At 71.6% G+C, this 20,174-nt stretch carries 19 protein-coding genes; 4 read left to right on the top strand and 15 right to left on the bottom strand.

What is annotated here, in order from left to right:
- The 3 genes from AC07FN_RS30025 to dxr all read right to left on the bottom strand — a co-directional run.
- A partial coding sequence (locus tag AC07FN_RS30025) for a flavodoxin-dependent (E)-4-hydroxy-3-methylbut-2-enyl-diphosphate synthase (protein WP_478398617.1) occupies window positions 1-239 on the bottom strand: 239 nt, incomplete at its 3' end.
- A gap of 337 nt (window positions 240-576) precedes the next feature.
- Window positions 577-1,860 (bottom strand): M50 family metallopeptidase, encoded by a 1,284-nt coding sequence (locus AC07FN_RS30020; RefSeq protein ID WP_478398616.1) that lies wholly within the window; start codon window positions 1,858-1,860, stop codon window positions 577-579.
- A complete protein-coding gene (gene dxr, locus AC07FN_RS30015; RefSeq protein WP_478398615.1) occupies window positions 1,861-3,102 on the bottom strand; it encodes a 1-deoxy-D-xylulose-5-phosphate reductoisomerase in 1,242 nt (413 codons plus the stop codon).
- 122 nt (window positions 3,103-3,224) lie between these two features.
- On the opposite strand from dxr, the gene AC07FN_RS30010 reads away from it, so the two are divergent.
- A complete protein-coding gene (locus tag AC07FN_RS30010) occupies window positions 3,225-3,494 on the top strand; it encodes a GlsB/YeaQ/YmgE family stress response membrane protein (protein ID WP_132494180.1) in 270 nt (89 codons plus the stop codon).
- 202 nt (window positions 3,495-3,696) lie between these two features.
- On the top strand, window positions 3,697-3,981 hold the full coding sequence (locus AC07FN_RS30005) for a DUF2631 domain-containing protein (protein ID WP_132494179.1): 285 nt from the start codon (window positions 3,697-3,699) through the stop codon (window positions 3,979-3,981).
- 320 nt (window positions 3,982-4,301) lie between these two features.
- Here AC07FN_RS30005 and AC07FN_RS30000 read toward each other — a convergent pair whose 3' ends face one another.
- The 7 genes from AC07FN_RS30000 to AC07FN_RS29970 form a co-directional block, all read right to left on the bottom strand.
- Window positions 4,302-5,735 (bottom strand): aldehyde dehydrogenase family protein, encoded by a 1,434-nt coding sequence (locus tag AC07FN_RS30000; protein ID WP_358575410.1) that lies wholly within the window; start codon window positions 5,733-5,735, stop codon window positions 4,302-4,304.
- A 138-nt stretch (window positions 5,736-5,873) separates the two neighbouring features.
- Window positions 5,874-7,298, bottom strand: coding sequence for an aminobutyraldehyde dehydrogenase (locus AC07FN_RS29995; RefSeq protein ID WP_478398614.1), 1,425 nt, complete (start codon window positions 7,296-7,298; stop codon window positions 5,874-5,876).
- Window positions 7,298-8,239 (bottom strand): agmatinase, encoded by a 942-nt coding sequence (gene speB, locus AC07FN_RS29990; RefSeq protein WP_397530868.1) that lies wholly within the window; start codon window positions 8,237-8,239, stop codon window positions 7,298-7,300. The genes AC07FN_RS29995 and speB overlap by 1 nt, the downstream gene beginning before the upstream one ends.
- 62 nt (window positions 8,240-8,301) lie before the next feature.
- The gene (locus tag AC07FN_RS29985) at window positions 8,302-9,594 is read right to left on the bottom strand and encodes a flavin monoamine oxidase family protein (RefSeq protein WP_478398613.1); all 1,293 of its coding nucleotides are present in this window, start codon (window positions 9,592-9,594) and stop codon (window positions 8,302-8,304) included.
- Between the two features lie 30 nt (window positions 9,595-9,624).
- Complete coding sequence (locus AC07FN_RS29980) at window positions 9,625-11,079, bottom strand: purine-cytosine permease family protein (protein WP_478398612.1); 1,455 nt, start codon at window positions 11,077-11,079, stop codon at window positions 9,625-9,627.
- Between the two features lie 263 nt (window positions 11,080-11,342).
- Window positions 11,343-12,755 (bottom strand): helix-turn-helix domain-containing protein, encoded by a 1,413-nt coding sequence (locus AC07FN_RS29975; protein ID WP_478398611.1) that lies wholly within the window; start codon window positions 12,753-12,755, stop codon window positions 11,343-11,345.
- Window positions 12,756-12,768: 13 nt separating this feature from the next.
- On the bottom strand, window positions 12,769-14,229 hold the full coding sequence (locus AC07FN_RS29970; protein ID WP_478398610.1) for a PucR family transcriptional regulator: 1,461 nt from the start codon (window positions 14,227-14,229) through the stop codon (window positions 12,769-12,771).
- 216 nt (window positions 14,230-14,445) lie between these two features.
- On the opposite strand from AC07FN_RS29970, the gene gabT reads away from it, so the two are divergent.
- Window positions 14,446-15,789, top strand: coding sequence for a 4-aminobutyrate--2-oxoglutarate transaminase (gene gabT / locus AC07FN_RS29965; RefSeq protein WP_478398609.1), 1,344 nt, complete (start codon window positions 14,446-14,448; stop codon window positions 15,787-15,789).
- 351 nt (window positions 15,790-16,140) lie between these two features.
- Here gabT and AC07FN_RS29960 read toward each other — a convergent pair whose 3' ends face one another.
- The 4 genes from AC07FN_RS29960 to rlmN all read right to left on the bottom strand — a co-directional run bounded on the left by AC07FN_RS29960 (window position 16,141) and on the right by rlmN (window position 18,822).
- Window positions 16,141-17,028, bottom strand: a complete 888-nt coding sequence (locus AC07FN_RS29960; protein WP_478398608.1) for a CE1 family esterase — start codon at window positions 17,026-17,028, stop codon at window positions 16,141-16,143.
- Window positions 17,029-17,232: 204 nt separating this feature from the next.
- The gene (locus AC07FN_RS29955) at window positions 17,233-17,355 is read right to left on the bottom strand and encodes a hypothetical protein (RefSeq protein WP_478398607.1); all 123 of its coding nucleotides are present in this window, start codon (window positions 17,353-17,355) and stop codon (window positions 17,233-17,235) included.
- Window positions 17,352-17,657: a hypothetical protein gene (locus AC07FN_RS29950; RefSeq protein ID WP_478398606.1), complete on the bottom strand. Its 306-nt coding sequence runs from the start codon at window positions 17,655-17,657 to the stop codon at window positions 17,352-17,354. Before AC07FN_RS29950 ends, AC07FN_RS29955 begins: the two co-directional genes overlap by 4 nt.
- A gap of 52 nt (window positions 17,658-17,709) precedes the next feature.
- Window positions 17,710-18,822, bottom strand: coding sequence for a dual-specificity RNA methyltransferase RlmN (gene rlmN / locus AC07FN_RS29945; protein ID WP_478398605.1), 1,113 nt, complete (start codon window positions 18,820-18,822; stop codon window positions 17,710-17,712).
- 145 nt (window positions 18,823-18,967) lie between these two features.
- On the opposite strand from rlmN, the gene AC07FN_RS29940 reads away from it, so the two are divergent.
- Complete coding sequence (locus AC07FN_RS29940; protein ID WP_452616622.1) at window positions 18,968-19,645, top strand: metal-dependent transcriptional regulator; 678 nt, start codon at window positions 18,968-18,970, stop codon at window positions 19,643-19,645.
- Here AC07FN_RS29940 and AC07FN_RS29935 read toward each other — a convergent pair.
- A complete protein-coding gene (locus tag AC07FN_RS29935) occupies window positions 19,622-20,107 on the bottom strand; it encodes a hypothetical protein (RefSeq protein WP_478398604.1) in 486 nt (161 codons plus the stop codon). The two genes, AC07FN_RS29940 and AC07FN_RS29935, sit on opposite strands and share 24 nt — an antisense overlap.
- Window positions 20,108-20,174 lie beyond the last annotated feature (67 nt).

Genomic DNA, 20,174 nt, shown 5'->3' with positions numbered 1-20,174 from the left:
GCCTCCGCGTCGTCCGCGCTGGGGCAAGCCACCCGGACGATGTCGCAGCCCGCGGCGGTCAGCTCGGCGATCTGCTGCAACGTGGCGTTGACGTCCGCGGTGACGGTCGTGGTCATGCTCTGCACGGAGATGGGCGATTCACTGCCCACTCCGACCGGTCCGACCTGCAACTGCCGGGTCTTGCGCCGTTCCGCGAGCACCGGAGCCGGGGCCGCGGGCATGCCCAGATCGACGGTCATCGATTCCTCTCCACCTCTGCTGGTGTTTTCGGACGGCTTGCACCGCCCGCGCTCCACGATACCGGCGGCATTTCATCCGGCCGGATGTCGTCATGGTCAGCCGAATCACGTTCGGTGATCATCAGCGCCGGTTCACGTCTCGTTCGAGCGAGCGTCGCACACCCGTCACCACTCGATCCGGGTATCGGGCGGGACGCGCGCCGAAGTCCGTTCGGCCGCGCCGACACGAGTTCCGCTTCCCCGCAGGCGCTCGGCCACGCGAGTGAAATCGCCGCCGGTGTCGCGCGGAACCGGCGCCCGTCACGCGTGCTGAGCGCCGGTTCCCGCCGAAGACCGGTCAGAACAGCTTCACCGGGTTCACCACGTCGGCGACCAGGACCAGCAACGAGTACGCGATGAAGATCAGGCTCACCGCGTACGCCAGCGGCATCAGCCGCGCCGTGTCGAACGGACCCGGGTCGGGCCGGCGCACCAGCTTGGCGAACTTGCGGCGGATGCCCTCCCAGATCGCGCCGACGGCGTGACCGCCGTCCAGCGGCAGGATCGGCAGCATGTTGAACACGAACAGCGACAGGTTCACGCCCGCGAGCAGGTTGAACATCATGATGATCCGGTCGTCGACGCCGACCTTCTCCGAGGCCAGCACCTCGCCGCCGAGCCGGCTCGCGCCCACGATGCCCACCGGCGAGTCCTGGTGCCGTTCGCCGCCGAAGATCGCGGTGACCAGGTCGGGCACCCGCTGCGGCAGCTCGACGACCTTCTCCGCGGTGAGGCGCACGAAGCCGCCGATGGTGCTCGCCACGCCGCCGATGTCCTGCTTGACCAGCACCGATGTCGGGGACAGTCCCAGGAAGCCGACCATCTCGTACTCGCTGGTCGAGTTCAGCTTCGGCCGCTCGGTCTGCATCAGGTCCGCTTGGAGCGGGACCCGCTGGCCGTCGCGCTCGACGACCACCGGCACCGAACCGCTGGACGCGCGGATCGCCGGCTGCAGCTCGTCCCACGAGGCGTAGGGCTTGCCGTTGAACTCCAGGATCCGGTCGCCGGCCCGGAATCCCGCGGCCGCGGCGGGCGACGGCGGGGCGTCGGCCGGGCAGGTCTCGGTGTTCGGCGCGGTGGCGGGCAGCACGCACGCGCTGACGTCGGCGACCGTGGTCGTCGGGGTCGCGATGCCGTGGCCCATCAGGATCGCCGTGAAGATGCCGACCGCCAGGATGAGGTTCATGACCGGCCCGGCCATCATCACCACGACCCGCTTCCACGGGCTGCGCTGGTAGAACTGCTTGTGCGCGTCCTCCGGGGTGATCTCCTCGGCGGACATCTGGCGGGCGTCCTCGATCATCGCCCGCCACGGCGCGGACGACGTGGTGCGGCCGTACTTCTCGTCCTTCTTGGGCGGGAACATGCCGATCATCCGGATGTAGCCGCCGAACGGTATGAGCTTCAGGCCGTACTCGGTGTCGCCCTTCTTGCGGGACCAGATGGTGCGGCCGAAGCCGACCATGTACTGGGTGACCTTGATCCCGAACAGCTTCGCGGCCGCCAGGTGCCCCAGCTCGTGCCACGCGATGGAGAACAGCAGCCCGAGGAAGAAGATCAGGATGCCAACGACGACCAGCATCTACTCCGCCTTCCCGACGAGCTCGCGAGCCCGAGTCCGTGCCCAGTCCTCGGCCGCGAAGACCTCGTCCAAGCCCGCCGGGTCGCTGCGCCACTGGTCGGCGCCGGCGAGCACGTCACCCACAGTTTGCACGATCGCGGTGAACCCGAGGCGGCCCTCGACGAACGCCGCCAGCGCCTCCTCGTTCGCCGCGTTGTAGATCGCGGGCAGGCAGCCGCCGCCGGAGCCCGCCGCGCGGGCCAGCTCGACGGCCGGGAACGCCTCGTCATCGACCGGCTCGAAGGTCCACTCCTGGGCCTTCTCGAAGGTCAGCGCCGGGGCGGCCTTGGGCACCCGGCGCGGCCAGTCCAGGCTCAGCGCGATCGGGATCCGCATGTTCGGCGGGCTGGCCTGCGCGATCGTGGAGCCGTCCACGAAGGTGACCATCGAGTGCACGATCGACTGCGGGTGCACGACGACGTCGATGCGGTCGAAGCCGATGCCGAACAACAGGTGCGCCTCGATCAGCTCCAGGCCCTTGTTCACCAGCGTGGCGGAGTTGATCGTGACCACGCTGCCCATCGACCAGGTCGGGTGGGCCAGCGCCTGCTCCACGGTGACGTCGACGAGCTCGTCGCGCTTGCGGCCGCGGAACGGCCCGCCGGAGGCCGTCAGCACCAGCCGCTCCACCTCGTCGGCGCGCCCGCCGAACAGGCACTGCGCCAGCGCCGAGTGCTCGGAGTCCACCGGCACGATCTGGCCGGGCGCGGCACTGTTGAGCACCAGCGGTCCGCCGGCGATCAGCGACTCCTTGTTGGCCAGGGCCAGCGTCGCGCCGGTGGCCAGCGCGGCCAGCGTCGGCTTGAGGCCGCGCGAGCCGTCGACGCCGTTGAGCACCACGTCGGCGGGGGCGGATTCGATGAGGTCGGTGACCGCGTCCGGGCCGGCCAGCAGTCGCGGCAGCCGGAACTCCCCGGCCGCGTAGCCGCGCCGCTGGGCCTCGGCGTAGAGGGCGAGCTGGACGTCCTCGACCGCGGTGCCCTTGGCGACGGCGACGGCCGGGACGTCGAACTCCAGCGCCTGCGCCGCCAGCGCCTGCGGGTCGCTGCCGCCCGCGGCCAGCCCGGCGACCCGGAACCGGTCGGGGTTGTGCCGGATCACGTCCAGGGCCTGGGTTCCGATGGAACCGGTCGAGCCGAGCACCAGGACGGTGCGGGGACCCGGTTCGCTGGGTGCGCTCTGATTCGGGGTGTCGGCGTGCATCACCGGCCATTGTCCCCGAAGAAGGTGAGCCCCCGTCGCTCGCGGTGCGCAAATCACTTTCGGGGCCCACGATCAGGTGGTCGGCCCGCCAGGGTGCGGCGCAGGACGTGAGGAGAACAACCATGGGCATCATCGGATGGATCGTTCTCGGCCTGATCGTGGGCGCCATCGCGAAGGCGATCATGCCGGGCAAGGACCCGGGCGGAATCCTGGTCACGATGCTGTTGGGCGTGGTCGGCGCGTTCATCGGCGGGCTGATCGGCAACTGGATCTTCGGCGTCGGCATCGACCGGTTCTGGTCGCTGAGCACCTGGCTCCTGGCGATCGCCGGCTCGGTCATCGTGCTGGGCGTCTACCGGGTGATCGTCGGCCGCAAGGCGGTGCAGCGGTAGCGCCGGCGTGAGCGGACGCTTTTCGGGGTGTCGCGGAAATCTCTTTCCGCGACACCCCTTTTCGCTGCTCGTGCCGGGTGGGCGCGCGCTCGGTCGCGGAGGGCGTGTGCGAGGATGAGGGCAATGTGGATCGCCGGTCGGTGATCCGCGCACCGAGCACTGTCTTCCGGCCCGCGCGGCCGGCGTGGCACAGGAGGGGAACGTGGCGAGCACCGAGCTGGAGAAGAAGCCCAGCCAGGCCATCGACCCGGCCGAGGAACCGTCGGTCGAGTGGGGCTGGCACGGCGGTTTCCCGAAGGGCACCCAGTTCATGGGCTGGTTCTCGGTCATCGCGTGCCTGGCCATGCTGATCGGCAACCACGGCGGCATCATCAGCGGTGGCGGGCACTTCAAGACCGAAGACGGCTACCTGGTCGTGATCGCGGCGATCCTGGTCATCGGCCTGCTGATCGACCTGCGCCGGAAGCGGACCGCCTGGCGCCGCTGACGCACCGAAGCACCGAAAACGCCGCCCCGGTCACCGGGGCGGCGTTTTTCGTGCGTTCCGCGGACCGAGAGTCCGATGCGGCGAGTCCCATGGGTTGATCTTTGTCCTTGAAGCGGCGAAGCCGCTTAGCCCACCCTCGCAACTCGCACCGCCGCGGGTTCACGGTGCCCACCCCTCCGGGGTTCTCCCGGCGAGGACAGCCCCGACGTGGTGAATTGGGCATTCATGATGTCGGGGATCCCACAGCGAGAAGGCCGCAGCAACTCCCGCAGGGGGCCGCCACCCGCACCGCTACGCAGGACGAGCCTAGAAACCGCAGTTCACGGGTTGATGCCGGTGAGGACCGTGACGTGCTCTTCGGTGAGGTCCGTCATCGCCGCTCGGACGCCTTCGCGGCCGACGCCGGACTCCTTCACCCCGCCGTAGGGCATCTGGTCGGCGCGGAAGCTCGGCACGTCGCCGATGACCACGCCGCCGACCTCCAGCTCGGACGAGGCGCGGAAGGCCAGCTGCAGGTCGCGGGTGAACACGCCGGCCTGCAGGCCGTAGCGGGAGGCGTTGACCTTCTCGAACGCCTCGTCCACCGAGTCGACCGGCGAGATGACCAGCACCGGGCCGAAGATCTCCTCACACGAGACCTTCGCGTCCTCCGGCGCGTCGGCCAGCACCGTCGGCGCGTACGTCGCGCCCTCGCGGGTGCCGCCGGTGAGCACCCGGGCGCCCGCCGCGACGGCTTCGCCGACCCACTGCTCCACCCGCTCCGCGGCCGCCACGTCGATCAGCGGCCCGACCTTGGTGGCCGGGTCCTTCGGGTCCCCGGTGCCCTGCGCCTCGACCGCCTTGACCACGCGGGCGGTCAGGTCGTCGTAGCTGTCGCGGTGCACGTAGACGCGCTGCACCGAGATGCACGACTGGCCGCCCTGGTACATCGCGAAGGTGGCGATCCGGTCGGCGGCGTAGTCGAGGTCCGACCAATCCGAGTCGACGATCACCGCGGCGTTGCCGCCGAGTTCGAGGGTGACGTGCTTGCGCGGCGCCGAGTCGCGGATGCCCCAGCCGACCGGCCCGGAGCCGGTGAACGACACCACCGGCAGCCGCGGGTCGGCGACGAGCTCGGCGGCCTTCTCGTTGGTGGTCGTCACCACCGACCAGGTCCCGGCGGGCAGCTCGGTCTCGGCCAGGATCTCGCCGAGCAGCAGCGCGGACAGCGGGGTCTTCGGCGCGGGCTTGAGCACGATCGGGGTGCCGGCGGCGATCGCCGGGGCGACCTTGTGCGCCACCAGGTTGAGCGGGAAGTTGAACGGCGAGATGCCCAGCACCGGCCCGCGCGGGACCCGGCGGATCAGGGCCATCCGGCCCGTCGCGCCCGCGTCGGTGTCCAGCCGCTGCAGCTCGCCGGAGAAGCGGCGGGCCTCCTCCGCGCCCCAGCGGAAGGTGGAGGCGGCGCGGGCGACCTCGGCGCGCGCCCAGGTGATCGGCTTGCCGTTCTCGGCGGTGATCAGCTGCGCGATCTCCTCGGCCCGCTCGGTGAGGCGGCGGCTCACGTGGTCCAGCGCCGCCGCGCGGGCGTGCGCGGGCAGCGTCGCGAACTCGCGGCGGACCGCGTGCGCGGCCGCGACGGCGCGCTCCACGTCGGCGTCGGTGGCGTAGCACGCGGTGGCGACCGCCGAACCGTCGTAGGGGTGCCGCACCTCGAAGGTCTCGTCGCTGGTGACCAGCTCGCCTGCGATCCAGTTCCCGGTGACCGATGCCATCGGCTGCCTCCTGTCGTTTTCGTCCTCGCCGTGACGCTACGAGCCCGCTGTCGGGGCCGGGAGTGCCAATCTGGCCACTCCCGGCCACCGACCTGGCCGAACCGGCACCTCGGGGCGGCGCCGGTCCCGCGTCGCTGGTCAGGCGTGGTTGTGCATGACGTGCTTGATGCGGGTGTAGTCCTCGAAGCCGTAGCGGGAGAGGTCCTTGCCGTAGCCCGAGTGCTTGAAGCCGCCGTGCGGCATCTCCGCGACCAGCACCATGTGGGTGTTCACCCACACGCACCCGAAGTCCAGGCTCGCCACGAGCCGCTGCGCTCGCCCGTGGTCGCGCGTCCACACGCTCGACGCGAGCGCGTAGTTCACGCCGTTGGCCATGCTCAGCGCCTCCGGCTCGTCGCGGAAGGTCTGCACCGTGAGCACCGGCCCGAAGATCTCCTCCTGCACGACCTCGTCGTCCTGCCGGACGCCGCCGAGCACGGTCGGCGCGAAGAAGCACCCCTCGTCGCCGATGCGCTGCCCGCCGGTGAGCACCTGCGCGTGCGCGGGCAGCCGGCCGATGATGTCCTGCACCCGCGCCAGCTGCGCGGCGTTGTTCAGCGGGCCGACGACCGCGTCCACATCGGACGGTGGGCCGCAGCGCAGCGCCGCGACCTCCTCGACCAGCAGCCGGGTGAACTCCTCGGCGACCGGCTCGGCCACCAGGACCCGGGTCGCCGCGGTGCAGTCCTGCCCGGCGTTGAACGTGCCTGCGGCGGCGATGCCCGCGGCGGCCGCGGCGAGGTCGGCGTCGGCGAACACCAGGGCCGGGGCCTTGCCGCCCAGCTCCAGGTGCACGCGCTTGACGTCCTCGGCCGCCGCTGCCGCCACCTCCCGGCCCGCCCGGCTGGACCCGGTGATCGACACCATCGCCGACGCCGGGTTCGCCACCACGGCGCGGCCGGTTTCCCGGTCGCCGCACACGACGTTGAGCACGCCCGGCGGCAGGATCCCGGCGGCCACCTCGCCGAGCAGCGCGGCGGTCACCGGCGTCGTGTCGGAGGGCTTGAGAACGACGGTGTTGCCCGCGGCGATCGCCGGCGCGATCTTCCACACCGCCATCAGCAGCGGGTAGTTCCAGGGCGCGACCTGGCCGATCACGCCGACCGGTTCGCGCCGCACGTAGGAGGTGTGGCCCGGGGTGTACTCCGCCGCCGCGGTGCCCTCCAGGACGCGGGCCGCCCCGGCGAAGAACCGGATCTGGTCGATGGCGGCGCCCACCTCTTCGATGCGCGTGGCGGCGACCGGCTTGCCGGTGTTCTCCACTTCCGCCGCGACGAAATCCTCGGTCCGGCGCTCCATTTCGTCGGCCAGCCGCAGGAGCAGCCGCTGCCGGTCGGCGGGCGTCGTGGTTCGCCAGTGTTCGAAGGCCCGCTGCGCTGCGGCGTACGCAGACTCGACGTCCGCGGCGGACGAGAGCGGCGCGGTGCCGAACACCTTGCCGCTGCAGGGATCGACCAGGTCGGTGGTCCGGCGGTCGGCCGCGTCGACCGGCCGGCCGTCGATGATGTTGCGGATCTGGCGCATCAGCGTCCTCCCGGCAGGATGCACAGCAGGTCGTACAGCACGTGAGCGGCGGCGATGCCGGTGATCTCGGCGTGGTCGTAGGCCGGGGCGACCTCGACCACGTCCGCACCGACGACGTTCAGGTCGGCCAGACCGCGCACCACTTCGAGCAGCTCGCGGCTGGACAGCCCGCCGGCTTCGGGGGTTCCGGTGCCCGGCGCGAAGGCCGGGTCCAGCACGTCGATGTCGATGGACAGGTACACCGGGCGCGAGCCGAGCCGGGTGCGGATCCGGTCGATGATGGTGTCCAGCGGCGTCCGGGCGAACTCGCGGCTGTGCAGCGCCGCGAAGCCCATCCGCTCGCTCTCGTCGAGGTCGAGCTTCGAGTACAGCGGGCCGCGCAGGCCCACGTGCATCGAGTGCTCGAAGTCGATCAGGCCCTCCTCGGCGGCGCGCCGGAACGGGGTGCCGTGCGTGTAGGGCGCGCCGAAGTAGGTGTCCCAGGTGTCGAGGTGCGCGTCGAAGTGCAGCACCGCGATCGGTCCGTGCCGCTCGTGCTGCACGCGCAGCAGCGGCAGCGCGATGGTGTGGTCGCCGCCGATGGTGAGCAGGGTGCGCCGGGTCCCGGACAGCTCCCGCGCACCGGCCTCGATGGTGTCGATCGCCTCCCCGATGTCGAACGGGTTCACGCCGATGTCCCCGGCGTCGGCCACCTGCCGCGCCGCGAACGGTTCGACGCCGTTGGCCGGGTTGTACGGCCGCAGCAGCCGCGAGCTCTGCCGGACGTGGTTGGGGCCGAAGCGCGCGCCGGGCCGGTAGCTGACGCCGGTGTCGAACGGCACGCCCCAGATCAGCACGTCGGCGTCGGGCACGTCGGTCAGCCGGGGCAGCCGGGCGAAGGTGGTGTCGCCGCCGTAGCGCGGCACCTTGGTGGCGTCCACCGGACCGATCGGGTTGTTCATGCATTCCTCCACGTTTTCGTGAGCGCGCAAGCGGGCTGGAGCCCGTTCTCGCACTCACGACGTCACTTCTCGGCCGCCAGGATCTCCGCCGCGGAGCGCTTGCCGGATTCGATCGCGCCGTCGATGAACGCGCGCCAGCGGCGGGCGGTGTGCGAGCCGCCGAAGTGCACCCGGCCCTCCGGACGCCCCACGCACAGCTCGTACTTCGCGAACTGCCCGGCGGCGAACGTCGCCCAGGTGCCCTTGGAGAACTCGTCGTGCACCCAGTCGTGCGACCGGGCGTCGACGACCTCGGCGTCCGGCGCGAACTCGCGGACCGCGCGCTGCACGTCGGCGAGGTCGCCGGCGTCGACGCGGTCGTGCTCCGGGGCGAAGCACACGAGCACCACGCCGCGCTCGGTGGTCTCCATCGCGCCGACGTAGTCGAAGCTGGTGCCCCAGCCGAAACCGCTGATGTCCTCGGGGACGTTGCGGGCCAGCGCCCAGACCTTCTGGCCCTGCCCGGCGTGGTTCTCCCGCGAGATGGCGAGCTTGTCGGCGGGCAGCGCCGGGCTGAACTCGATGTCCTGCCAGATCCCGACCGGCGTGGTCATCAGCACCCGGTCGGCGCGCGCCGCGCCGCCGTCGTAGGCGACCGTCACGCCGTCGTCGTCGGCCTCGACCTCGCGCACCGGGCTGGACAGCCGCAGCTCGGCGCCGCCGTCGGCCTGGATCGCCCGCGCCAGCGAGGCGGTGCCGTTGACGAAGGTGAAGCCCAGCACGCTGGCCTGCACCATGCCCCACAGCGAGTTGTCCATCGAGGAGCACCAGCGGAGGATGTCCAGCGCCGAACCGGTGTCCTCGCCGGCGTTCGCGCAGCCGCAGAACCAGGACATCATCAGTTCCTTGGCGTTGCCGGTCAGCCCGACGTTCTCGGCCCACTCGCGGATCGGCACGTCGAGGTCGGCGACGTCCTGTTCGGACAGCGGGCGCAGCGGGTCGAACCGGGAGGCCGCCTCGATCAGCGTCCGCACCGCGTGCTCCAGCTGCTCGTACTCCTGCGGCGGCACGGGCAGCAGCGTGTCCAGCACCTTGCCGTGGTCGGACCAGGTCATCCGGCCGGGCAGCTCGCTGTCCTTGATCGGGACGTCGTAGCGCTGCACCTCGCCCCACACGTGCGTCTGCTGCGGGACGATCCAGGTGCCGCCCATCTCCAGACCGAAGCCGTCGAAGCCCTCCGGCTGGTACCAGGTGGAGCCGCCGATCCGGTCGCGGGCCTCCAGGACCAGCACGTCCTTGCCCGCTTCCCGCAGCTCGCGGGCCGCGGTCAGGCCGGCGAAACCCGCGCCGATGACGACGACGTCGTAACGATCCATTGCTCGCACTTCCTTGACTCGTAACGGGATTCAGACGCTCGCTGCGACTCGAACGTCGGGTTGCCGCGGCATCGGCTGCGGACTGCCGATGCACAGCAGCAGGTAGGTGGCGGCCGTGGCCGCGGCGGCCAGCAGGAAGCTCAGGTCGATGCCGCCGGTGAGCTCCAGCAGCGGCCCCTTGTACAGGGCGGTGTCCACGGACAGCAGGCCGACCAACGAACCGGTCAGCCAGGCGGCCGCCGCCCGGAGGTTCCAGCCGCCGGTGTACCAGTAGATGCCGCCCCTCGACCGGCGGTTGTAGACCTGCAGCGCGTCCGAGTCGTAGCGGCCGCGGCAGCGCACGAAGCCGATCAGCGTGATCACGGCCCACGGCGTGCCGATCGCGGTCAGCAGCAGCACGAACGCGGTGACCGCGTCCTGCGCGTCCCAGACGAAGTAGCCGAGGAACACCAGCACCGTCGACAGCACCGAGGTGAGGATGGTGGCCTTGACGCGCGACAGCGGCGGCACGATCGCGTCCAGGTCGAGCCCCATGCTGTAGATCAGCACCCCGGCGTTGCCGATCGTGCCGAACACGCCGTTGAGCAGCAGCGGCAGCAGGAACCACAGCGGCGCGGCGGCCACCAGCGGCCCGACGTAGTCGTCCGCGGCGCGGGCCGCGAACGCGGTGAAGGTGCCGAACAGCTGCGGGATCAGCAGCCCGAGGAGCATGCCGGCGCAGGTCGCGGCGAACACCTTCCGGGACGAGTAGCGCTTCGGCGAGACGTAGCGGCTGTAGTCTCCGAGCAGCGTGATGAACGCCATCGGCCCGCTCAGTCCGGCGGCCACTGTGGACAGTGCCCACGTCGTCCAGAAGTCCCCGAGCAGGTAGCCGGTGTCGGTGACCGGCCCGGTCCGGAACTGGTCGCCGTAGGCGAACAGGCCGGCCGCCATCAGCACCACGGTGCCTACCGCGACCCACTTGCTCATCCGGGTCATCAGCTGGTAGCCGAAGATCGCCACGAGCACCGAGAGCACCGCCAGCGCCGCGTACGTGACGCTGTGGCTGACCCCGTCGTCGGGCAGCCCGAACAGCCGGTGCAGCGGGCCCACCACCGCGGCCCCGCCGGTCCACACCGTCAGCGCGGCGTAGCCGAGCGAGAGCAGCAGGCCGATCACCGAGCCGATCAGCCGGCCCCGCACGCCGAAGGTGCCGCCGCTGCTGGTGGACAGGTTCGTGCCGGTCTTCAGCGACACCAGGGCCAGCGGTGCGACCAGCAGCGTGCCGAGCAGCGTCCCGGCGATCATCGAGGTCACGGCCGGCCAGAACGACAGCCTGAACGAGGCGGGCAACCAGCCGAAGATGACCACGCCGAGGCACATGTTGGAGCCGAGCAGGATGCCGGCGACATCGCGGGGACGGCCGGTGCGATCGGTGTCGGGGATGGTGTCGACGCCGTGCGTCTCGATGCCGACGCGCGCGGCCGGTGGCGGATCTGGGGTCATCCGTTGACCTCCTTGGCGGATGGCGGGAGCGTTGAGCCGCGCGGCACCGACCAAGAGTGGGCCGGGTCACCGACCGGAGGTAGTCACCGATCGTCCGAAGTCCACAACCACTGTTGGACGTTCGCACAACGCGCAGTCGACGATCGTCCGGAGTTCAGGCGACTTCGCCGCAGAACGGGAGCCGCAGCGGCGGCGAAACCACGAACGGACTCGTGAGCGCCTCCGGTAAGAACCGGACTCGGCGCTCACGAGGCTTGGGCGCGTCAGGACTGCTGGAGGGCGCGGAGCGCGAGGAAGAGGTCGACGCGGTCCGCCGTGTTGGAAAGGCTTCGGCCGGTGAGCTCCTCGACCCGGTTCATCCGGTGCCGCAGGGTGTTGATGTGCACGTGGAGGCGCTGGGCCGCCTCCTGCCAGCGGCCCCCCGCGTCGAGGAACACCGCCAGCGACGGGATCAGGTCGCTGCCCCGCCGCTCGTCGTGGTCGAGCACCGACCCGAGCAGCGCCCGGGAAGTGGCCGCCAGCAGCTCCGGATCCTGCGCGGAGAGCAGCAGCGCCGGGCTGCTCAGCTGCTCGTGCGTCATCCAGCCGCGCTCCGCCCGCGACGACACCGCCTCGGCGGCGTGCGCCGCCTGCAGCAGGCTCACGCGCAGCTCGGACGCGGTGCCCGGCTTGCCGACGCCGACGTGGACGACACCGCTGGCCAGCGCATCGGTGATGCGCCGCGCGACCTCCGCCACGGTGTCGCGGACCTGGGCGAACGCGACGACGTCGCCGCCGCGCTGCGCCGCGACCCCGTCCGTGCCCAGCAGATCGCCCAGCCGCGCGGAATCCGCACCGGGGCTCGACGTGCGCACCACGACGGCGGCGAGCGGCCCGTCCGGCTGCAGGCCGAGCGCGTGCAGCCGGGTGCGCACGGTGTCGATCCCAACCGATCCACTGTGGACCCATTCGAAGAGTTCCCACGCGTAGCGCAGTTCCGTCGCCCGCACCGCGCGAGTGCGTTCGATCTCCAGCGCGATGAACGGCATCGCCTGCACCACCGCCGCGTGCTGCTCCACGTCGAGATCCGCCAGCGGCCGCGGCAGCAGCAGCTCGGCCTCGGCCAGGCCCTCGCCCACCAGCGGCAACGGGTGGTTCGGCTGCGGCGCGGTACCCGCCACCACGCCTCCGGCGACCCGCACCGCCACGGCTTCGCCCAGCTGCTTGGCCAGCGTGTCCAGCACCGTCTCGACACCGCGCCGCAGCCGCAGCGCCGCGACGATCGCGTCGTGCTGCGCCAGGTGGCGGCGCAGCGGGCGCTCCCACTCGGCGCGCTTGGTGTTCACGAAGGCCTCGACGATCTGCAGGAACGCGACCTCCACCGGCACCACGAAGCAGGTCAGGCCGTGCTCGCGCGCCGCGTCGACGAACGCCTCGGGAACCTGGGTTTCCGGCGGCACCAGGCCGTATCCGACCGCCGCGACGTCGGCGGCGACCAGGTCGGCGATGAAGGCATCCGGCGTGGTCCCGGCGGTGCGCCACACCCCGGCGGTGAGCACGACCTCGCCGCCGCGCAGGAACCGGCCGGGGGCCTTGATCTCGATGGTGTGCACCCAGCGGATCGGCCGGTCCACCCGGCCGCGCACCCGCACCTGCAGGGCCAGTTCCGGCCGGGTCAGCAGATCTTCGACGAGCACCGCGCCACCTCCGTCACTCGCCGGGCCGGTCCAGGACCTGCAGCGCCAGCCACAGCTCCGCGCGCACGCCGGGCTGATCGAGGCTGCGCCCGAGCAACTCCTCCACCTTGCGCACCCGGTTGCGCAGGGTGTGCCGGTGCACGCCCAGCCGGTTCGCCGCCGGATCCCACTGCCCATGGTGCGCCAACCACGTCTGCAGCGACTCCAAGAGCACGCCCTGCCCGCGCAGCGGTGCGAGAACGGCCTCGGCGAACGCCTGCGCGTCGGCGCCGGGAACCAGGTTCAGCAGGCCGTATCCGGCGAGGTCGGCGAAGTGCACCACGGTGTCGCTGCGCTTCGCCGCCCGCGCCGCCTGCTGCGCCTGCCGCAGCCCTTCGGCGAGCCCGGCCAGCCTGCACGACTCGGACACCCCGATGGCGACGCCGACCTGCCCGGTGAGCCAGTCGAGCGCGCCGTCGCCGACGAGCCCGACCACCACGTCGCCGTGCTCGGCCAGGTAGGCCGGGGCGCTCGGCTGGTCCGCCGCGAGCCGGGACAGCAGCTCGTCGCGATCGCGGGCACCGGCCAGCACCACCACCCGGAACGGCTCGGGCGGCAACTCGGCGTGCAGGTCGGCGAGCACGTCCTGCACCTGTTCGCCGCGCAGCATCAACGCCAGGAAGTCCGCGCGCAGCCGGCGCCGGGCGGAAGCGAGCGCCTCGACCTGCTCCAGCGCCAGGGTCAGTAGCGAGGCGGCCGAGTTGATCACGTGGTGGTCGGTGGTGGCGAACGGTTCGCCGCGCCCCACCACCAGGAACCCGCGCGCCCGGCCGCCGAGCGCCTGCATGCTCACCTCCTGGTCGCCGAGCGAGAACCCGGCCGCGGCCAGGCCCCGCTTCGCCCGCACCTTCGCCACCTCCGGCTCCAGGTCCGGCAGCCGCGAACCGGCCGTCGCCGGTGCGCTGTGCAGGAGCCGGCCGCCCGCGTCGAGCAGCAGCACCCACGAATCCAGCAGCAGCGCGAGCTTCCGGACCAGCGCGGCCACGCCGTTGGTGGTGCCGGCCGCCTGCGCGAGTTCGTGCTGGGCGCGGCTGGTGCGCCGCAGGCTCGCGTACTCGTCCGCCGCGACGGCGCGCGAAACCGCCTTGCTGATCGCGATGAACGGCGTCGGCCGGGGCACTTCGAGCAGCGGCAGCCCGGCTCGTTCCGCCGCCGTCACGAGCTCGGCCGGGATCTGCCGGTGGCTCAGCCCGACGCCGAACCCCAGGCCCGCGACGCCGACGGCGGTGAGCCGCTCGACCAGCCCCGCGCAGTCCTCGGCGCGCAGCGCGAGGCCGGTGGTCAGCAGCAGCTCGCCGCCCTCCAGGAACGGCGCCGGATCGGCCAGTTCGCTGGTGTGCGCCCACGCGATCGGGCGGTCGAGGGAGCTTTGACCGGCGCGCGCGACGAGCCCCAGCGCGGCGTCGGCGACCAGGTCGCGCACCGTCAACGGCACCGGAGAACCTCCTGACAGTGTGTCGAATCCCGAAACCCGAGTTAACCAGATCGTCCACTGTTCGGTTGCGGGTGGCGGGGCGAACCTGTTCGCAGGACAACACGACCAGAGCCCCTTCCAAGCGGCGAAGGGCGCTTGCGGTGCGGGACGCGACTTGCACCGCCACCCGCACCGCTGCGCAGGCCGCTTTCAAGACTGTTCTAGGAGGTCACCACCGTGACGGTTTCCCCGGCCCAGGCGGCACTGCCCCAGGAGCGCGTGCTGCGCACCGAGATCCCCGGCCCGAACTCCCGCGAACTCCAGCGGCGGCGCGCGGCGGCGGTGTCGACCGGCGTGTCCAGCGTGCTGCCGGTCTTCATCGCCGAGGCGGCCGGCGGCGTGCTGCACGACGTCGACGGCAACTCGCTGATCGACCTGGGCTCGGGCATCGCGGTCACGAACGTCGGCAACGCGGCGCCGGAGGTCGTCGAGCCCGTGCGCCGCCAGGTCGGCGAGTTCACGCACACCTGCTTCATGGTCACGCCGTACGAGAACTACCTGCAGGTCTGCGAGGAACTCGCCGCGCTCACCCCCGGCGACCACGACAAGCGCAGCGCCCTGTTCAACTCGGGCGCGGAAGCGGTGGAGAACGCTGTCAAGATCGCGCGCCGGGCCACCGGGCGGCAGGCGATCGTGGTGTTCGACCACGCCTACCACGGCCGCACCAACCTGACCATGGCGCTGACCGCGAAGTCGGTGCCGTACAAGCACGGGTTCGGCCCGTTCGCGCCGGAGATCTACCGGGTGCCGATGTCCTACCCGGCGCGCGATCCGCGCACCGGCGAGCAGGTGGCGCGGGAGGCGATCGACCGCATCGAGAAGCAGCTCGGCGCCGACTCGGTGGCGGCGGTGCTGATCGAGCCGATCCAGGGCGAGGGCGGATTCATCGAGCCCGCGGCGGGATTCCTGCCCGCGATCTCGCGGTGGTGCACCGACAACGGCGTGCTGTTCATCGCCGACGAGATCCAGACCGGCTTCTGCCGGACCGGTGCCTGGTTCGCCTGCGACCACGAGAACGTGGTGCCCGACCTGATCACCACGGCGAAGGGCATGGCGGGCGGGCTGCCGCTGGCCGCAGTCACGGGTCGCGCGGAGCTGATGGACGCGATGCCGCCGAGCAGCCTGGGCGGCACCTACGGCGGCAACCCGGTGGCGTGCGCGGCAGCGCTCGGCGCGATCCGCGCGATGCGCGAACGCGACCTGGCCACCGCGGCGCGCGAGATCGGCGACCTGGTGTTCCCCCGCCTGCGCGCGCTCGCCGAGACCACCGACGCGATCCTCGACGTGCGGGGCCGGGGCGCCATGATCGGCATCGAGTTCGTCAAGCCGGGCACCGCGGAACCGGACCCCGAGGTGACCTCGCGGATCGCCAAGGCGTGCCACGCCCAGGGCGTGGTGATCCTCACCTGCGGCACCTACGGCAACGTGATCCGCCTCCTCCCGCCGCTGGTCATCGACGAGGCCCTCCTCGAAGAAGGCCTGACGGTCCTGGAAGGCGCCATCCGCGAACACACCCGCTGACACCGCGGGCCGCGGTCGCCGCCGACGCTCGCGACCGCGGCCCGAACACCCACTCACGCGGTGGAGCCCTTCACTGCCGACGACGCCCTGTGCGCGGACGAGTTGTGGCCGCGCACCCGGTCGTTCCGCTTGTAGCTGGGAGATCGCGCCTGCCTTGCGGTGGCGCTCCGCTTGGACGCGCCCGTCATGACAGCGGACAAGGCTTGGCGGGACATCGATGTCCGTGTTCCGATCCGGCTTCTGCGCTGACGTCACTGGATCTTGGACCGGACCGGTGCGCGCCGTTCGGGGGGCTGGGCGGCGCGCACCGGCCGGGCACGGGTCGGGGCTTCCGCTCCGGCCCGGGTCGTCTCAGCGGAGCCGGTGCTCGGCGAAGAACCGCATGATGATCGGCGTCGCGTCGACGACCGACGGCTGGTCGGAGTCCGGGTTCGGCCGCGTGCTCGGCCAGTCGTGCCCCAGCCCCTCGATCCGGTAGTGCACGACGTTGCCGCCCCGGTCGCAGCCGATCCACTCGCTGACCTGCACCCCATTGCCCTCGTCGCGGACGATCGGGGTGTCGCCGCAGTCGTTGCGATCGGCCCAGCCCGCGAGCCATTCCGGGATCGGCGGCAGGCCCTTCTCCGGGTTCCCGGGGTACGGGATCGTCTGGTCGTCGGTGCCGTGGAAGTCCAGGATCGGCGCCGCGCGCTCCGGCTCGCACTCGCCGCCCTGTGGGTAGAACGCGCCGGACACCGGCGCGAAGGCGGCGATGCGGTCGCTCATCCGGCAGGCCAGCACGCCCGTGAAGCCGCCGCCGTTGGACTTGCCCGCGGCGTAGATCCGCGCGCGATCGACGCAGAAATCCCGCTCCAGCTGATCGAGCAGGTGGCCGGTGAACAGCACGTCGTCGGCCGCGGCGGAGTACGGCGCGCCCTGCCAGGCGGTTTCGCCGTCCGTGCCGACGAGGCCCTGCGGGTACACCGCGATGGCGTCGGTGGCGGAGAAGCCGGACAGCTCTTCCTGGTACTCCGAAGTCCGCGAGTGGCCGTGGAAGGACAGCACCACCGGGGTCGGCTCGTACGGCCGGTAGTCAGCCGGCACGTGCAGCAGGTAGCTGCGGGTGATCCCACCCGAAACGATCGTGCGGGTCTCCGACGTCCCGGGCACCGCGGCCTCGCCGCAGCCGGGGGACGGCGAGCGATCGATCCAGGATTCGGCCTGCGCCGGCGCCCCGCCGAGCACTGCGGCCAGACCCACCGCGGCGAGCAGCGCCGTAATCCGTCCACTTCGGACTGATCGAGCAGATCGGCGGACGAGACCTCGTTTCGCACGGCCAGGCACCATTGCCTCCCACCTCGATCGAGTTCGGGTGCGAGGATCATGGGACCACCCGGGCCCGGCCGTCACCATTCTGTTCATTGCGTTCACGGAAACCACACCGGCGGACCAGCGCGCCATCGGTCAGGGCACGAACGCCGCCAGGTTCTGCTCCAGCCCAGCGCTGTAATCGCGCCGCAGGTCGACGTACTTCTTGACGCGGAGGAGCGTGGGGATCTCGCAGTCCGCCAGCAACACCGGGATCACTCCGATCCCGCCGCGAGCAGGGAATTGACGAAGGAGAGCTCGATGGAGAACTCGTACAAGCGCTTGTACGAATAGGACGGCTTCCGGCGTTCGAACGCCGCGATGTTCCGGTCCGCCAGGATCCGCTGGAGCTTCAGCCGCCGGTTCCAGCGGGAATCGGTGTCGACCGGAGCCAGCCACGAATGATCCGCGAAGTAGTAGCCGGAAGCCGCGGCACCCGTACTCGATCTCGCCTGACATCGCGCTCCCCCGGTCCGCCGGCGCGGGGACCGGACCGCCCCGATCCCGCGGATCCCCGGCAAGATACCGGAGATCAGGCGCGGAATTCGCGACCCGAGGCGATCCGCCGAACGCTCATTCCTCGGCCGCGAGCTGGCCGCAGGCCGCCGCGATCTCCTGGCCCCGGGTGTCCCGGACCGTGCACGAGACGCCCGCTTCGCGGACCCGGCGGACGAACTCCCGTTCCACCGGCTTCGGGCTGGCGTCCCACTTGCTGCCCGGCGTCGGGTTCAGAGGGATCAGGTTGACGTGCGCGAACTGCCCGAGGTGCCGGTGCAGCAGCTTGCCGAGCAGGTCCGCACGCCACGGCTGGTCGTTGATGTCGCGGATCAGCGCGTACTCGATCGACACCCGGCGCCCGGTGTGGTCGGCGTAGCCGCGAGCCGCTTCCAGCACCTCGGCGACCTTCCAGCGGTTGTTCACCGGCACCAGCGTGTCGCGCAGCTCGTCGTCCGGGGTGTGCAGCGACACCGCCAGCGTGACGTGCAGGTCCTCCGCGGTCATCTTCTTGATCGCGGGCACCAGGCCGACCGTCGACACGGTGACCGACCGCTGCGAGAGGCCCAGCCCGTCCGGGGCCGGGTCGCAGATCCGGTGCACCGCGTTGATCACCCGCCGGTAGTTGGCCAGCGGCTCGCCCATGCCCATGAACACGACGTTCGACAGCCGGCCGGGCCCGCCCTGGACGTCGCCGTCGCGCATCGCCGCCGCGGCCGAGCGCACCTGGTCGACGATCTCCGCGGTCGACAGGTTGCGCTGCAGCCCGCCCTGGCCGGTGGCGCAGAACGGGCAGGCCATCCCGCAGCCCGCCTGGCTGGAAATGCACACAGTGGCGCGGTCCGGGTACCGCATCAGCACGCTTTCCAGCAGCGTGCCGTCGTGCGCGCGCCAGAGCGTCTTGCGCGTGGTGCCGTCGTCGGTGTTCAGGTGGCGGACCGGACTGAGCAGCGGCGGCAGCAGGTGTTCGCCGAGCTTCGCGCGGCTGGCCGCCGGGATGTCGGTCATCGACTCCACGTCGGCGTTGAGCCGGCCGAAGTAGTGGTGCGCGAGCTGCTTGGCGCGGAACGGCTTCTCCCCCAGCTCGGTCACCGCGGCGCGCCGTTCGTCGGCGGAGAGGTCGGCGAGGTGCCGCGGCGGCATGCCACGGCGTGGGGCGTCGAAGACGAGCGGAAGGGAAGTCGCAGACATAGCGCCCACCAGTGTCCCATGCCCCGGAACGACCTTGGCGGCGACCACCGGACGAGGCGCGAGTCCAGCCGCCACGCGACGTCCACGCGGGTGGTGGGTGCGTCCACCGACCGAGTAACGCCCGTATCGTGCAAGTATGACGAGTATGGCCGAGCGCCCCTCGTCGTCCGTCGAGGACTACCTCCGGGCGATCTACGGGCTTTGCGAACGGGGTGTGCCCGTCACGAACGCGACCCTGACCCAGCGGCTCGGCCTGAGCCCGTCATCGGTCTCCGGGATGATCAACAAGCTGGCGCAGCTCGGCCTGGTCACGCACGTCCGGTACCGCAGCGTCGAGCTGACCCCGGAGGGCCGCCGGCTGGCCTTCGACGTGCTGCGCAGGCACCGGCTGATCGAGCTGTTCCTGGTCGAGGAGCTCGACTACAGCTGGGACGAGGTGCACCGGGAGGCCGACGCGCTGGAGCACGCGGTGTCCGACGAGCTGGTCGCGCACATCGCCGCCAAGCTCGGCAACCCCACCCACGACCCGCACGGCGACCCGATCCCGACCGCGGAGGGCACCGTCGAGAAGCCCGCGACGCTGCTGCTGGACCAGGTCGAGCCGGGCACGATCGGCACCATCGCGCGGGTCTGGGACACGGATTCGGAGCTGCTGCGCTACCTGACCGATCACGGCATGACGCTGGGCTCGCGGATCGAGGTCGTGGAGCGCAAGCCCTTCGGCGGGCCTCTGGTGGTGCGCGTCGGCGAACCGCCGGACGACGAAACCCACTTCGTGGGAGACGAGATCGCGGCCGCGCTATCGATCAGCGTGCACCGGTGAACCCGTCCCGTCGGTGAGCCGGGAGGCGACCGTGCGGGACGCGACCACGCGCGACGCCGGCCACTCCAGCGGATCCGACGGCGGGTCGTCGCCGTAGACCTGCTCGGTCACCAGCCGCCCGTGCAACTCGTCGGTGCGGTGCGCGCCCAGTACCGCGAGCAGCAGGTCGAACCGGCTGTCGGTGAGCGCCACGGCGACGTAGCAGAACCCGGCGAGGCCGGTGAACACGAGACCTGACACCCACCACACCGATGCGCCCTGGACCAGGAACATCACCGCGAGGGCGAGCAGCAGCCCGGAGGCGAAGGCGATCCCGCGGGCGATCGTGACCTGCCTCAGCATCGACCGGAACGCCGGGTACTGGTGGCACAGCTGCTGGATGATGCGGGCCCGCTCGCGGCGGTCCAGCTGAGCAAGCCGGCTCAAGCCCGCGGTCACCGGCTTCGCCGCGCGGTTGGCCATGGCTGCTCCTGTAACCCTGGTACGTGCTTCGATCGGGTTGCTCGGCATGCAAATACGCACACTGAGT

It is taken from the genome of Saccharopolyspora sp. NPDC045941 (assembly GCF_056431445.1).
This window is presented reverse-complemented; position numbering and strand designations above follow the sequence as displayed.